Annotated in this window: 15 protein-coding genes and 4 tRNA genes; 7 read left to right on the top strand and 12 right to left on the bottom strand. The window is 39.9% G+C overall.

The window, feature by feature from the left end; all coding sequences use genetic code 11:
- Nucleotides 1–2: 2 nt before the first annotated feature.
- The gene (locus tag AB1721_00095; protein ID MEW5805121.1) at nt 3–683 is read right to left on the bottom strand and encodes a DsbA family protein; all 681 of its coding nucleotides are present in this window, start codon (nt 681–683) and stop codon (nt 3–5) included.
- A 91-nt stretch (nt 684–774) separates the two neighbouring features.
- Here AB1721_00095 and AB1721_00090 point away from each other — a divergent pair, with 91 nt between their 5' ends.
- From AB1721_00090 to AB1721_00080, 3 genes are all read left to right on the top strand, one after another.
- Nucleotides 775–1,758, top strand: a complete 984-nt coding sequence (locus AB1721_00090; GenBank protein ID MEW5805120.1) for a trypsin-like peptidase domain-containing protein — start codon at nt 775–777, stop codon at nt 1,756–1,758.
- A gap of 66 nt (nt 1,759–1,824) precedes the next feature.
- Nucleotides 1,825–1,980: a DUF5679 domain-containing protein gene (locus AB1721_00085; GenBank protein MEW5805119.1), complete on the top strand. Its 156-nt coding sequence runs from the start codon at nt 1,825–1,827 to the stop codon at nt 1,978–1,980.
- Nucleotides 1,981–2,131: 151 nt separating this feature from the next.
- A tRNA-Ala gene (locus tag AB1721_00080) sits at nt 2,132–2,205 on the top strand.
- 39 nt (nt 2,206–2,244) lie between these two features.
- Here AB1721_00080 and AB1721_00075 read toward each other — a convergent pair.
- The 6 genes from AB1721_00075 to AB1721_00050 all read right to left on the bottom strand — a co-directional run bounded on the left by AB1721_00075 (nt 2,245) and on the right by AB1721_00050 (nt 6,832).
- Nucleotides 2,245–2,604, bottom strand: a complete 360-nt coding sequence (locus AB1721_00075) for a DUF805 domain-containing protein (GenBank protein MEW5805118.1) — start codon at nt 2,602–2,604, stop codon at nt 2,245–2,247.
- A 159-nt stretch (nt 2,605–2,763) separates the two neighbouring features.
- Nucleotides 2,764–3,015 (bottom strand): hypothetical protein, encoded by a 252-nt coding sequence (locus tag AB1721_00070; protein MEW5805117.1) that lies wholly within the window; start codon nt 3,013–3,015, stop codon nt 2,764–2,766.
- A gap of 23 nt (nt 3,016–3,038) precedes the next feature.
- On the bottom strand, nt 3,039–4,013 hold the full coding sequence (locus tag AB1721_00065) for a hypothetical protein (GenBank protein ID MEW5805116.1): 975 nt from the start codon (nt 4,011–4,013) through the stop codon (nt 3,039–3,041).
- Nucleotides 4,014–4,080: 67 nt separating this feature from the next.
- A complete protein-coding gene (locus AB1721_00060) occupies nt 4,081–4,920 on the bottom strand; it encodes a bifunctional 5,10-methylenetetrahydrofolate dehydrogenase/5,10-methenyltetrahydrofolate cyclohydrolase (protein MEW5805115.1) in 840 nt (279 codons plus the stop codon).
- 69 nt (nt 4,921–4,989) lie between these two features.
- Complete coding sequence (locus AB1721_00055) at nt 4,990–5,673, bottom strand: hypothetical protein (protein MEW5805114.1); 684 nt, start codon at nt 5,671–5,673, stop codon at nt 4,990–4,992.
- A 139-nt stretch (nt 5,674–5,812) separates the two neighbouring features.
- The gene (locus tag AB1721_00050; GenBank protein MEW5805113.1) at nt 5,813–6,832 is read right to left on the bottom strand and encodes a CapA family protein; all 1,020 of its coding nucleotides are present in this window, start codon (nt 6,830–6,832) and stop codon (nt 5,813–5,815) included.
- A 61-nt stretch (nt 6,833–6,893) separates the two neighbouring features.
- On the opposite strand from AB1721_00050, the gene AB1721_00045 reads away from it, so the two are divergent.
- Nucleotides 6,894–6,968: transfer RNA gene (locus AB1721_00045), tRNA-Val, on the top strand.
- A 108-nt stretch (nt 6,969–7,076) separates the two neighbouring features.
- On the opposite strand, the gene AB1721_00040 is transcribed toward AB1721_00045, so the two are convergent.
- On the bottom strand, nt 7,077–8,906 hold the full coding sequence (locus tag AB1721_00040; GenBank protein ID MEW5805112.1) for an ABC transporter ATP-binding protein: 1,830 nt from the start codon (nt 8,904–8,906) through the stop codon (nt 7,077–7,079).
- A gap of 82 nt (nt 8,907–8,988) precedes the next feature.
- On the opposite strand from AB1721_00040, the gene AB1721_00035 reads away from it, so the two are divergent.
- The 3 genes from AB1721_00035 to AB1721_00025 all read left to right on the top strand — a co-directional run bounded on the left by AB1721_00035 (nt 8,989) and on the right by AB1721_00025 (nt 10,431).
- A complete protein-coding gene (locus tag AB1721_00035) occupies nt 8,989–9,789 on the top strand; it encodes an RluA family pseudouridine synthase (protein MEW5805111.1) in 801 nt (266 codons plus the stop codon).
- Between the two features lie 55 nt (nt 9,790–9,844).
- Entirely contained in the window at nt 9,845–10,273 is a 429-nt protein-coding gene (rplS, locus tag AB1721_00030) for a 50S ribosomal protein L19 (GenBank protein ID MEW5805110.1), read from the top strand.
- 73 nt (nt 10,274–10,346) lie between these two features.
- Nucleotides 10,347–10,431 (top strand) — tRNA-Leu (locus tag AB1721_00025).
- A 79-nt stretch (nt 10,432–10,510) separates the two neighbouring features.
- Here the strand turns inward: AB1721_00025 and AB1721_00020 are convergent.
- The 4 genes from AB1721_00020 to glmS form a co-directional block, all read right to left on the bottom strand.
- Nucleotides 10,511–10,584 (bottom strand) — tRNA-Ala (locus tag AB1721_00020).
- Between the two features lie 4 nt (nt 10,585–10,588).
- On the bottom strand, nt 10,589–11,305 hold the full coding sequence (uppS, locus tag AB1721_00015; protein MEW5805109.1) for a polyprenyl diphosphate synthase: 717 nt from the start codon (nt 11,303–11,305) through the stop codon (nt 10,589–10,591).
- A 23-nt stretch (nt 11,306–11,328) separates the two neighbouring features.
- Nucleotides 11,329–12,387, bottom strand: coding sequence for a gluconeogenesis factor YvcK family protein (locus AB1721_00010; protein MEW5805108.1), 1,059 nt, complete (start codon nt 12,385–12,387; stop codon nt 11,329–11,331).
- A gap of 7 nt (nt 12,388–12,394) precedes the next feature.
- The coding region (glmS, locus tag AB1721_00005) for a glutamine--fructose-6-phosphate transaminase (isomerizing) (GenBank protein MEW5805107.1) at nt 12,395–14,220 on the bottom strand (1,826 nt) is incomplete at its 5' end.

Below are 14,220 nucleotides of genomic sequence, written 5' to 3'. Positions count from 1 at the left end.
TCTTAATTACTTTCTAAAAGCGGATCAATGATTGTCTCAAAAGCAGAAAGTCCTTGGGCGCCAAGAACCGGCTGGCCATTAATAAATGAGGTTGGCGTCCCTTCAATTCCGAAACTAATGCCCTCATTGGTTGACTGATCCACCTTATCGGCATATTTACCGGAGTCAAGACAGGAATCAAATTCCTGACTATTTAAACCGAGGTCGCTGGCAATATTTTTTAGCAATTCCGAATTTAAGCCATCGGCTTGGTTGTTAAAAATTTCATCATGGTACTCAAAAAATTTGCCCTGATCGCCGGCGCAATGGGCTGCCTGGGCTGCCAGCTTAGAAATCTCGCCAAAAATAACGAAATCCTTATAAACAAACTTAATCTTGCCGGTATCAATGTACTTTTCTTTTAATTCGGGTAAAGTTTCTTGATTAAACCGGCCGCAAAAACCGCATTGGTAGTCGCCAAACTCAACAAAAACCACTTTGGCGTCTGGATTACCCAAAAACGGCCAACCATCTATGTTCGGATTGCTCGCTAATTGACCGGAGCCGGGCGGTTCTGCTATTGCCGGCTTTACTTGTTTAGGGACGCGGCTCTGGGAAACAGCCAAATAAACAATTCCTCCCATAACCAGTAAAGCAAAAATGCTTAAACTATTTTCTTTAAAAAGTTTTTTCAGTTTTTCCATTGATTTATTAGTTAATTAAAATAATCTATCACGGCCAAACCCTAAAGTCAAAATTGTTTTAATTTAAACAAGTTTTGCTATACTAAATAAAATGGCTTCAGTTCCAAAAATTATTAAGAAAATCTCTCCGGCAGTTGCCAGCATCATTTTAATCAAACCGACAAAGGAAATCGGCGATCTGGCGGACAAAACAACAGAGCAAGAATTAACCGAATTGGAAACCGGTTCAGGATTTTTTATCAACAATTCCGGACTGGTTGCCACTAACCGGCATGTAGTTTTTGAAACTGCCGGCGATTATTGGCTTAATTGGAACGGAAAAAAATATTACGCTGAAGTGATTAGCCGCGACCCAATCAATGACATTGCTTTGCTTCAGATTAAAACCAAAGAAAAAACTCCTTTTATTAAACTCGGTAATTCGGCAAAATTAGAGTTGGGTGAAGCCGTAATTGCCATTGGCAATGTTCTCGGAGGTTTACACAAGACTGTTTCCACAGGAATTGTTTCCGGCTTGTCGCGGAATATCTTAGCTACTGACGAAGCTTATCACCAAACTTTTGAGTTAAGAGGTTTAATCCAGACCGATGCAGCAATCAACCCGGGCAACTCCGGAGGACCGTTAATTAATTTATCCGGCAAAGCAATTGGAATTAACACCGCGATGATTAACAGCTATGAAAACATTGGCTTTGCCATCCCGATAGACTTAATTAAACAGGATTTGGCGGATATTAAAAAATTCGGCAAAATTAAGCGGTTTTATCTTGGCATCCGCTATATTACTTTAAATAAAGATCTTAAACAAAAATACAACCTGCCGGTTGATTACGGCGCTTATATTTTGCGCGAGCCAGAACCGGACGGCCAAGGCGTTATCCCCCATAGCCCGGCTGACCGGGCCGGCTTAAAAGAAGGCGACATCATTTTGGAAGCAGACAATGAAAAAATCACCCAGAAAAACAGCTTAAAGCAGATTTTAAGGAAAAAGAATCAAGGCAAACCAATCAGCTTTAAGATTTTAAGAAACAAAAATGAAATTACTGCTCAAACTGCTTTAGAAGACCAAACCTGAATTAAATTTGACTAATCTAAAAAATAGTTTATTATTAAGTAAGAATTAAGCCATTAAAACAAAATTATGGAAGCATACTGCGTCAGATGCAAGGCAAAAAAAGAGATGAAAGACGCCAAAGAAACCAAGGTCAATGCCAGAGGCGGCAAAACCAGACCGGCAATGAAAGGCGTTTGCCCTGATTGCGGCACCACAATGATGAGATTTTTGCCTCAAAAATAGCTTTAATTGGATACAATAAACAACCCCGCCACGTTTGACGTGGCGGGGTTGTTTATTGAAAAACCAAAATATTTAAGCTAAGCTAAATCCAATCCGGGCTCGTAGTTCAGCTGGCAGAACACCGCGCTTTGTTCATTCTGCTGGAGATTTGGGGCCGTTAGCATAGTGGCAGTGCACCCGCCTTGCACGCGGGAGACGCGAGTTCAATTCTCGCACGGTCCACCAAGGGTTCGCCCCGTGTTTACCACGGGGCGAGTCTAGTTTTTAATTTTGGGAAACAACAACATTCTCGTTGGTGCCTGTTGCTTTTGGATCAGGGCCATATTTATTATCACCCCTCGTCCCATCAATAACTGTCAAGATAAAATTATAAATCGGAATTAAAAGGAACCAACCGCTCTTATTAACGTCATGCATTCTGCGGACACCGACCGCAATAGTTGGAACTATCACAGCTAGCTGATAAATCCCGCTCAAAATACCTCCGCCACCAAACAAAGTTTCTACTAAATTTAACCCAAAAATAATAATGGCGTTAAATAGAACAAAATACCAATACTCTGCTCTACGGGCGCGTCCATTAAACTCCGCGTATTTTTTTAAAACTGATAAATAATAATTCATTGCAATAAAAATCAAATCCTGGACAATTAATTTCTCTTCGAGTGAGTCCCGACCCAAAATAGATTACCAAAAACTCTGGAAAATAGCTAAAAGTTGAAAATGGTGACTATTCCGCCCCACTCGTTTAAACACATAAATATTCAACCAGGGTCAAAGTTTCTATAGATTTTCCAGTTCCTGGTCAATCGCTTGGAGTTCGCTGTCCAGATCGCCCAAATCAATATTCTCAATCTCCTGCTGGATCGCTGAACTGGTGTCGCCGCTGGTTATCTCTTCCAATGGAATCGGTTCAGCTGACGGCACTGCTTGTTCTAAACCTTTTTGCCGGTTCGTTTGCCAGTAAAAATAAAGCCCGATACCAAGCAAAAGAACAACCAGTCCGATTGCCAAAAGAATTTTTTTCTTATTCATAGTTTTAGTTTATTAGTTTTAATTTAATCTGCTGGCTCTGGGGTCGGACTTGTCTCAATCTCCAGTTCATCAACCCGAGGAATCTGCGCTAAAGCTACTGCGGCCCGACGGACTGCGTCATGAGCTGATTTAATTACTTCTCTGACCGCTTTCAGATCTTCAGCCAAAGCTTGACGGGCTTGGCCAACATCAGCTTTCAAGTTTTCCTCGTCAGTAATATTAATTAAATAGGTCTTCCCTGATTGCTCTGCCACAGCGGTTCTGGCCGCGGCAATTGCCTGTTCAGCTTCGGTAATCGCTGACCTAACCGCGGAAACATCAAGGCCATTGGCTTCGGCTTTATCGGCCCGGGAACCAATCCGCTCCAAAACGGTTTCCAGTTTTTCCAAAACTGCCAAAAAATGATTGGTCATTCTTTGATTCAGTTCATCTATTCTTTGATCAATTCGCTCAACAATCGCCTGCTTGCGCTCATCCCGGATATTCTGCAGCTGCTCTTTTAAAGCAACCCGTTTTTCTTCAATATAAGTTTTTAGTTCGGCCCGATTCTCCTGAATCTGGGCTCTGAACTCTTCTTGGCGCTGCTGGATTTGGTTGCGCCATTCTTCCCGCTTTTGCAAAAACTCTTCTTGAGTCTGAACTTTTTTATTCAGCAATTCGCGCCTGACCTCTGTCGGCACCAAAGGCTGTGCTAAGGGTTGTTTTTTAACTTCCAAAACCCTTAAGCGCAAATTCTTGCGCTGCTCTTGTGTCTCTTGCTGTAATTCCTGCCTTTGCTCCTGAATCTGCTGTTTTATTTCCTGTCTTTGCTGGCGCTGTTCCTGGGACTCAACTTTGAATAAATCCTGTTTTAACTCCTGAATTTTTTCAGGCGCCAAAGCTCTTTCTACCTGGTTAATCTGACCGAGCAGAAAATCGCCTGCTTGATCAAACCAACCCGCATAAGCACTCTGGCCTAAAAAACCAAACAGGACCAAAGCGATAAGGAATTGTTTCATATTTTTTATTTTAATTATTTAGATTAATTTTAACTCTTAATTAAATCGTGTCAATTTCTGGCAAAACTTAATTAACCAAAGATCTCTCATAAAGCCTGAACAGATTCTCAAACAAGCAAGCCACAACCAAAGGCCCAATTCCGCCTGGCACCGGGGTGATTATTTCTGCTTTTTTGCTGACTGAAGCAAAATCAACATCGCCTTTAATTTTGCCATTAACTAAATTATAACCAACATCAAAAACGCAAACTCCGTTTTTCAGGCATTCAGCCTTAACAATCTCCGGCTTGCCTAAACCGGTAATCAAAATATCGGCCCGGGGTAAAAAGTACTCAGCAGAATCAGACCAATCCTTTAAAGAACAAACCTCAACGCCTTTTTTAGCCAGCCAGGCTAAAGCGGGGATGCCGATTAATTTGCCGGCGCCCAAAACTACAGCGGATTTATTTGTCAAATTCAGTTGGTGTTCTTTAAAAATGCGGTCAATCGCGCCAATAACCGGAGGTAAAATCTCTTCGGCTTCAAAAAACAGCAGATGAAAAGCTTCCTCGGAAAGCAAGTCAATATCCTTAAACACCGGCACGGCATTAAACAAAGCTTGCCGGTCAAGATGCTGGGGCAGGGGCAGTTGAATAATTATGCCGGCAACCACCGGATCTTGTCCCAATTGCCTGATTTCATTAACCAGTTCTTTGATTGACAAATTTTTGGGAAATTCCAAAACCTCAAAATTAAGCCCTAGTTCTTGGGCAATTTTCTGTTTTTGTTTTAAAAAATGAACTGTTTCCTGATTCGGCTCAACCGCAACCGCGCTGATTTTCTTTCTTTTAAGCTGTTCTTTCACCGGACTCTGTTTCAGTCCCCTTAGAACTTTTTCAGCGATTTTTTTGCCATCAACAATAATCATAAAGATATTTTAGCACAGAAAAACCCCGTCAACCGGGGTTTTTTCTGTGATTTCTGCTGTTTTTAAAACCTATCTTTCTTCAACATCGCGGCGAATGCCGGCTAAAAGATCTTGGGCAAAATCCTTGCCGCCCAAACCAAAAGCCAAGCCGCCGGAGATTGCTAACATTGCCACCAAACCGGTAAACAGAATGTTGATAATATCAACCGCGATCTGGAGTTCTCTCAAAGCAATCAAAAGTCCGAAGATCAGAACTGCCCATTTAGCCAAAGCGCTGACAAAGCCGCTGTTTTTGAGATTGGCTCCTGAAATCGCGCTTTTAACCAATTTTTGGGTAACATTGGCAAAAAATAAAGTGACAATCATTACCACTGCGGCAACAACAACTTTGGGGAAATAGAAAAGCAGTCTTTCAATCGCGCCAGTCACTGCGGTTAATTTCAAAATATCAGCCGCGGCCATTAAAAAGGCCAGGATAATAAACCATCTGACCAACTCGCCAAAAAATCTGGCTGAATTTAGCTGCATTCCGGCCCGATCAAAAAATGTTCTCAAGCCGGTTTTTGCCAACCCCTGATCAAGCTTGGTTGCCATTAACAACTTTTCCACTAAACTGCCTAAGCCCTTAGCCACAATCAAGCCCAGAACAAAAACCAACAACGCCACTAAAACCAATGGCGTATAAATAATAATCTCTTGCCAAACCAGCAACAAAGCGCTGTTAAGCGAATCAATAAAACTAAGTGAATTCATTTTTTATTTTTAATTAGTTTAACGACCTAATTATTTTTTCCGTTTGGGAGCCGACCGAACTCCCAATAAATAAGGGGCAAATTTATTTGCTTTTATTATAACACAATTGTCAAAATTTCAATATTCACAGCTGATTGCTTTAAAACTCTTTTATTTCCGGCTGAAAATAATCATTTATCTCTGCTTGATATAACTTCGGCTCAAAATCTTGGCTTGATTTAAAGATTAATTCCACAACCAACCCGTTCATTGTCTCTTCAGAAAAATTCTGGTCAAAAACAAAATTACCCAGACTGTAAAATATCCAGGAAATTTTACTTGTCCCGAACGAAATCGAGGGGTATTTTTCCTCCCGCTGAACCACATGCGGATGATGGCCAATAATAAAATCTGCTCCAGCTTCAGCCAGTTCATGGGCAATCCGAATCTGTTCCGGGCTTGGCGCTTGTTTATACTCTTCTCCCCAGTGTAAAGAAACAACCATAACTTCAGCCAATCCGGATTGTTTTAACTCCTTTATCTGCCCCTTAACCTTAGTTAAATCAAAATCGCTGATTCCTGGATTAGTTTCATCAGCTTTCAAAGATTCTGGATAGAGATTGGTAAAAGCTAAAAAGGCAAACTTGATTCCGCTTTTCTCAATTATCACCGGCTGATTTGCCTCTAAATAATTTCTGCCGGCGCCGACAGAATAAATATTATTCTGCTTCAAAAGCTCAATTGTTTGAACCAGCGCTCTCCTGCCCCAGTCCAAGATATGATTATTAGCCAGAGAGAGAACATTAAAATTCGCCAGCTTCAGTCCCTCAATCACCCGGGGATCAGCCCGAAAAGAATAAATACTACCAAGATTTTCTCCTTGGTCAGAAATCGGCCCCTCTAAATTACCAAAAACAATGTCCGCGGTTTGAAAAAACTCGGCTGATCTTAAAAACGGAAATTGATAGTTATTATTTTTTTTCATTAATCTATCCACTGCCCGAGAAAGCATAATATCACCGACAAAAACAACCCTGATTGGTTTCGGTTCGGATTGAAAAATCAATGGCGATTCGAAATCAATAAGCTCATCTGGCTGATTGCCGATTTTTATTCCCAAAATCAAACTCAAGCCAAACAGCAAGCTAAAAACAAAAAGAATTAGGAAAATCTTTCTCATCCAAGATTAATCTTAACAAATTATTGCCAAAAACGAGCAAATAATCTAAAATAAACTCTAAGCGCGATTAGCTCAGTGGCAGAGCGCTTCGTTGACATCGAAGAGGTCGTAGGTCCAATCCCTACATCGCGCACCAGAAAAATCTACGGGGGCAGATTGAAAAGGCCTTCTGCCCGAGTCGGAGCGCGCGCATCATTTGTTTGGGGCATAATTTAGCAGGCGGCGCACAGCGCCGCCTGCTAAATTATTGATACCCTTTTGCCTGAAGCTTAAACAATCGGGCATAAGTTTTATTGTTTTTTAATAATTCTTCATGGCTCCCTAATTCAGTAATCTCCCCGTTCTCAATTACGGCGATTCTTTGGGCATGGCGCACTGTGGAAAAACGATGAGAGATCAACATCACGGTCTTTGTTTTAGACAGTTTCTCTAATTTTTCGAATATCTTTGCTTCTGCCTCGGCGTCGATTGACGCCGTCGGTTCATCTAAGATATAAATTTCCGGATCGCGATAAAAAGTCCGCGCCAAAGCCAATTTTTGCCATTGGCCGATTGACGGCTCGACTCCGCCGGCAAACTCTTTGCCGACCTGTTGCTCATATTGTTTTTCCCATTCAGAGATAAAACTATGGGCACCGCTTTTCTGGGCAGATTTTCTTGCTTTTTCCAATGAAAACTCCAGATCAGTTCTTCCTATCCCGATAGATTCTTTGGCCACAAGATGATAGTTAGAATAGTCCTGAAACAAAACGCCAAGCATTGAATACCAACTGACCAGATCAATCTTTTTTAAATCTACCCCGTCAATTAAAATTCTGCCTTTGGTTGGATCATAAAAGCGGCACAAAAGTTTTATAATTGTTGTTTTCCCGGCGCCATTTGCCCCAACAAAAGCAATCTTCTCCCCTGATTCTATTACCAAAGAAAAATCTTTTAAGACTTCGTTTTCTGTGCCGGGATAAATAAAAGAAACATTTTCAAACTCAATTTTTGGAGCTTTCTTTCGGTTTAAAACAATTCCTCTTTCTGGCTTTTTGAGATTTTCAGGTATATCTAAGAATTTAAAGACATCGCTGACAAAAAGATTATCCTGATAATGCCTGCCCAGCATCCAGAAAAAACCAGTCAAGGCTCCGGAAAATGTCCCTACCGCGCCAATAAAAAATGTAAAGGTGCCTATCTCTAAACCGCTGAAAACAACTTGATAAACAAAATAAACATAAATTGAAGCAAAACTTACCTGCTTGAGCAGCCCAGCAAAAACCGCTTCTTTTAGCCGTTTTTTATCACTTTTATACTGCTCCTGATGAAATTCGGTAAACAACCTTCTAATCAAATCTAAAAGATATTTTATGTTTTGAAAAACTTTTAACTCAATTGCCGAAGAAACATTTTTAAACTTCCATTCAAGATGCCAAAATTTCCGCTTTGTTTCAGCCTTATCGTCGTGAATACTCCAGATAGTTTTCCCGTACCTAGTCTCAACAGCAAGTTGAGGGATAATGCCAATAACAATAATTACAAACATCCACCAATTGGCAAATGAAAGCGCCACTGCGGCAGTAATAATCTCAACAATTCTTTGCAAAGCATAAAAATTGTGTTCAGCAAAACTCTGCATCCTCCAAGTACCGCTTTCAGAGACTTTTTGTAATAAATCTTTTTGCTTTGGATCTTCAAAACTGGCCACATCTAAATGGCCCAATTTTTCCAAAACCAGAAATTGAGATTTCTCTTCTAGATAAAGCCAAACAAGCTTATTAAGATACCAATCAATATCATTAAGAACAGATCTCAATAAATACAAAAACAAAAGCCCTGCCAGCCAAAAAACCAACGAACCAGTTAGGGCCCCTGTTCCAACTGAATGAACCAGTTCATTAATAAGCAAACCGTAAGCCCCGGCATTGGAAATCGGCAAAAGCGCCAACACAAAAGAAACAGCTCCATAACCGATAAAAAGCCACTTTTTTTCAGGCCAAACGATCTTCAACAACCGAACCGTATTAGACAACATCTCTGCAATCGCTGAAACTGAAAACTTTTTCTTTTCTTTATCTTCTTTATCCAACATAGATATTAATGATAAAATAATATATCAATAAACAAAAATAAGGAAGCTGAAAACTCCCTTATATTTATATTATACCATAAAAATGAACAAAAATCAAAGAGAAATCGAAATTATTTTTGAAAGCAATGATTTTTTGGTGATTGACAAACCGGCCAACCTTCTGGTTCATCCGACACCAGAAGGAAACTCCGGGCATCAAACTTCAAATAACAAACAAATATCAAAATCCAAAAATATTCAAAAATCCAAAATCTCAAATCTAAAATCTTACACTCTAATTGATTGGTTGATTGAAAAATATCCGGGGATAAAAACTGTTGGCGATCAGCCGGAAATCCGGCCCGGGATTGTCCATCGTTTGGATAAAGAAACTTCAGGAATAATGATTATTGCTAAAAATCAGCTAACTTTTGAAAAGCTTAAAAAATTATTTCAAACCCGACAAGTCGAGAAAACCTATTTAACTCTAGTGTTGGGTAGAATGCCAAAAGAAAAAGGAGAAATAAATTTGAAGATCGCCAAATCCCCTGTCTCGACTAAAAGAACCGCAAAAATAAGACCAGGGCAAAAATTATCTGAAGCTAAAACTGAATGGAAAGTTTTAAAAACTTACAAAAATCAGCAGAATCAGATATTTTCTTTGCTTGAATTAAAACCAAAAACCGGCCGAACTCATCAGCTTAGAGTTCATTTGGCGGCGATCGGCCACCCGATTATCAGCGACTATCTATACGGCGGCAAAACAGCGAGAGGTTATCGGCTCCAGTTGAACCGAGTATTTTTGCATGCCAAATCTTTGGAGTTTGAGCTTGATAAAACTAATTATTTTTTTGAAGCGCCACTAGCAAAAGATCTAAGCGATTTTCTCCTAACTTTAAAATAAAAAAGTCAGATTGCGCCTGGAGTGATTTTATGATATTATGTTTTTACTAAAAATTATGACCAGCACGAAAATCTTAGCCATTCATAAAAAATTAGCCAAAACCAACCTGCCCGAACTCAAATCGGGCATGAAAGTTAAAGTTTGGTATAAAGTTAAGGAAAAAGATAAATGGCGAACCACTTATTTTGAAGGCATTATCATTGCGGTTAAGCACGGCCAAAAAACCCTAAATGGCACTTTTACGGTCAGGAGAATCAGCATCAATGATGTTGGCGTGGAAATGACCTGGCCGCTTCACTCCCCGGTAATTGAGAAAATTCAGATTTTGCAAACCTCAAAAACAAGGCGGGCAAAACTTTACTATATTAGAGAAAGATCAAGAAAACAGATTAAAGCAAAATTGAAAACCGCTGTAACCCAGAAAACAGCCGAACAACCAAAAGAACAAGAGGCTTCAAACCAAACTCAAGAACAAGAAAAATAAACTTAAAACCTCTGCTTTAAAAGCAGAGGTTTTAAGTTGAAAAAAACGTTTGTTTAAGGGATAATGACAGCAAGCCCGGGTGCTGGAATCGGTAGACAGGCATGCTTGAGGTGCATGTGTCGCAAGACGTGGAGGTTCAAATCCTCTCCCGGGCACCAAAACTAACTTTGTCGGAAATGATTGCCCCGCTCGCCGCCCGACGGCGGCGAACTACTGGGCGAGGCGGCTAATTCAATATGGTGGACCTAGGCGGAGTCGAACCGCCGATACGGCAATGCGAATGCCGCGTTATACCACTTAACTATAGGCCCTTAATTATTTGCCCAATCGCCTTTCAGTTTTTTGATAACTTCTAATTGCTTTTTTAAGCTCTCTGACTGAAAAATCTGGCCACAAAGTTTTGGTGAAATAAAACTGGGAATTAGCACAATGCCACATCATAAATCCAGCTGACCAATGCGGGTCCTGTTTAATTCCTGTTCTGATTACCAAATCAACCTCGGGCAGTTCCCCGGTCCAGAGATTTTTCTGAATTAATTGTTTGGTTATTTTTAAGCTTTTATTTTTCAATTTACTATTAGCTATTTGCGATAGACAATCTTTCATCTCTTCTCTGCCGTCATAAGCAATCAGAAAAGTCAGCTGATAAGTCTGATGATTTTTTGTTTTTTTATTAATCTCGGAAAATATAGTCTGCAGATTTTCGGGCAGATATTTTCTCCAGTTGCCCAAAATCCTTACCCGAATATCTTTTTCTTTAAGTTCTTTTTTTGCTGAAAGTTTTTTAAAGTATTGTTCGTAAATGCCCAAAAGCTTTTTGGTTTCGTTTTTCGGGCGTTCGGTTAAATTGCTGACTGACCCGCCCCAAAAAGTTAAATAAGCAATTCCAAGCTGATCGGCTGTTTCAATCAGTTTTTTTAAAGTCTCCGCGCCTTGCTGATGGCCCAGATAAGAAGCCAATCCCCTTTTCTTGGCCCAGCGCCGATTTCCGTCTAAAATAAAAGCAATGTGCTTAGGCAAATTCGTTTCCATAGAAAAACTATTTTAAAACAAAATCAGTCTAAAGAAAAGATCAGTTCGGATAAGAACTTGCCCAGTTTTTTATAGTCATGGCGGATTAAGTTTCTTTTAATCAAATGGTCTGACTCACTTTGTTCAGCAATATTGTTGCCAATAAGATTCCCCCCAATGAACTCGATCTGATTAAAGACAAATCTGTTTTTGGAGAGCGGTCTTGCTTTTTCCGGCAGATTAGATTTTTGGAGCCTGAAAACTATTGGCTTTGATTTTTCCAAACGAAAATATCTTTTTATCAGCTGGTCTTGCGGCTCTTGAGTGTTAAAAACAGCCAAATCTATTATCCCTTTGCCAAGAAATTTCTCTATCTCGGCAACAAAATCAAAAATAGAGAAGTTGTCTGTCTGACCAAACTTAGTGATTAAATTGATGATTAAAATCTTCTTCGCTTTTGACTGTTTTAAAGTTTGCTTTAGGCCATCAACTAAAAACAAAGGAATAATGCTGGTATAGAGGTTGCCCGGGCCAATAATGATTGCTTTAGCGTTTAAGGTTGCCTTTTGGGCTTTCGGATTAATCTTCGCCTTTGGCTTAAGATAATATTTTTTAATCCCGATTGGCTGGATAAACTCTGACGGGGTAATATTTCTCTCGCCTTCAAGCACTGTCCCATTCTTTAAAACCATTGCCAATTTAACGCTATTCAAAACTACCGGGATCACCTCGCCTTTAATTCTGATAATTTTGCTAATCTCGGCAATGCCTTTTTCAAACGAACCGCTAACCTTTTCCAAGGCGCTTAAAAACAGATTGCCAAAGCTGTGACCCTTTAAAGAACCGTTATCAAAACGATAATTTAAAAGCTCCCGGACCGTTTCCGGCGCTTCTGACAAGGCCACTAAACACTGGCGAATATCTCCGGGCGGCAGAACCCCCAACTCATCTCGCAAAACTCCGGTTGAACCGCCATCATCAGTCATTGCCACAACTGCTTTTAAATCCAGTTCTGGATATTTTTTCAAAGCAGTTAAAACCGCATAAGTGCCGGTGCCACCGCCCATCGCCACAACAGATTTTCTGTTTTTTCGCTTAGCCATTTATCTTTTATTCTACGGTTACTGATTTAGCTAAATTTCTTGGCCGGTCAATATCTTTTTTTAATTCTTTGGCAAAATAATAAGCGAACAGATGCAGAGGCACCACAGTTAAGATTGGTTGAAGCAATTCTAAAGTCTTAGGTAGATAAATCACTGCTTCTGCTTTTTTCGCCAACTCTTTATTGCCTGCTGTTGTCAGGACAATAATTTTCCCGTGACGGGCTTTTATTTCCTGAAGATTGGAGATAATCTTTTCATAAACACTGTCTCTAGGCGCCAAAACCACTGTAGGAAAATTTTTATCAATCAAAGCAATCGGGCCGTGTTTCATCTCTCCGGCCGGGTAGGCTTCTGAATGAACATAAGCAATCTCTTTAAGCTTTAAGGCGCCCTCCAAACTAATTGGCCAATGATATTTCCGCCCCAGATAAAGGAAGTTCTTATATTTGGCATATTTTTTCGCCAAAGCCCTAATTGTTTTTTCCTGTTCGAAAATCTGGTTAATTTTCTCCGGCAGACTCGCTAACTCTTTTAAGATAATCTTTGCCTGGACAGAAGACATCTTTCTCTGCCGGGCTAAAAATACGCCAACCAAAACCAAGGCGGCAATTTGAGAAACAAAAGCTTTGGTTGAAGCTACAGCATATTCTGGCCCAGCATAAGTATAAACGCCAAAGTCAACTAACCGGGACAAGCTTGAACCAACCACATTAACAATTCCCATAGTTAAAACCCCGTCTCTTTTAGCCAACTTGACTGCTTCAAGGGTATCTGCGGTTTCTCCTGATTGAGAAATAGCAATTACCAAGCTGTTTTTCGGATGAATAAATTTGGCATAACGAAACTCTGAAGCTGCCTCAACCTCAACATCTATTCCGGCCAGCTCCTGAATCAGATATTTGCCAACTAAACCCGCATAATAAGCCGTGCCGCAAGCAACAATAAAAATTTTCTCTATTTTCTTTAGTTCGTTTCTGTACTGCTCTAAGCCGCCAAGTTTAACATTGGTTTTATCTCTTAGAATCCTGCCCCTTAAAGTATTTTTCACTGCTTCTGGCTCTTGCTTAATCTCCTTGAGCATAAAATGCTCAAAACCAGACTTGCCTTCATCAATAGCGGTAAAATTAATTGCTTGAGCTTTTTTATTTATTTTTTTATTGTTTAAAAAGTTTTTGATCTTATAAGCTCTCGGGCTGACAACAACAAGCTCGCCGTCGTCTAAAAAGACCGCTTTTCTTGCCCAAGAATTAATCGCATTAGGATCTGAAGCAAAAATATATTCATCCTTGCCTACACCTAAAACCAACGGGCTGGAAATCCTTGCCCCGATTAATTTTTCCGGTTCGGCTTTGTTAAAAATTACCAAAGCAAAACTGCCCCGAAGGTCGTTCAGGGTTTTTAAAACCGCTGATTCATAATCGATGCCTTGGTTTAGATATTCTTCAATTAAATGAGGGATGACTTCGGTATCGGTTTCAGACCTAAACTGATGGTTCTTCTTAAGCAAAAATTTTTTTATCTCTTCAAAGTTTTCAATAATGCCGTTATGAACAACAAAGATATTTTTAGCGCAATCAAGATGCGGATGGGCGTTTTTGTTTGAAACTCCACCATGGGTTGCCCATCTTGTCTGCGAGATTGCCACTTTGCCTTTTTGCTTAAAATCTATATTTTTCTCAAAATCCTTAATCCGTTTGGTTGTTTTTTTAAGATAAAGATAATTTTTTTCTTTATCAAACACGGCAAAACCAAACGAATCATAGCCCCGATATTCAAGCTTTTTCAAGCCCTTAATCACTATTGGCAAAGCTTGGTTTTTGCCCAGATAACCAA

The organism is Patescibacteria group bacterium, assembly GCA_040753135.1.
Taxonomy (GTDB): Bacteria; Patescibacteriota; Minisyncoccia; order UBA6257; family Brennerbacteraceae; genus JBFMGR01.
Note: the sequence above shows the minus strand (reverse complement) of the source record. Positions and strands in the feature narration are given on the sequence as shown.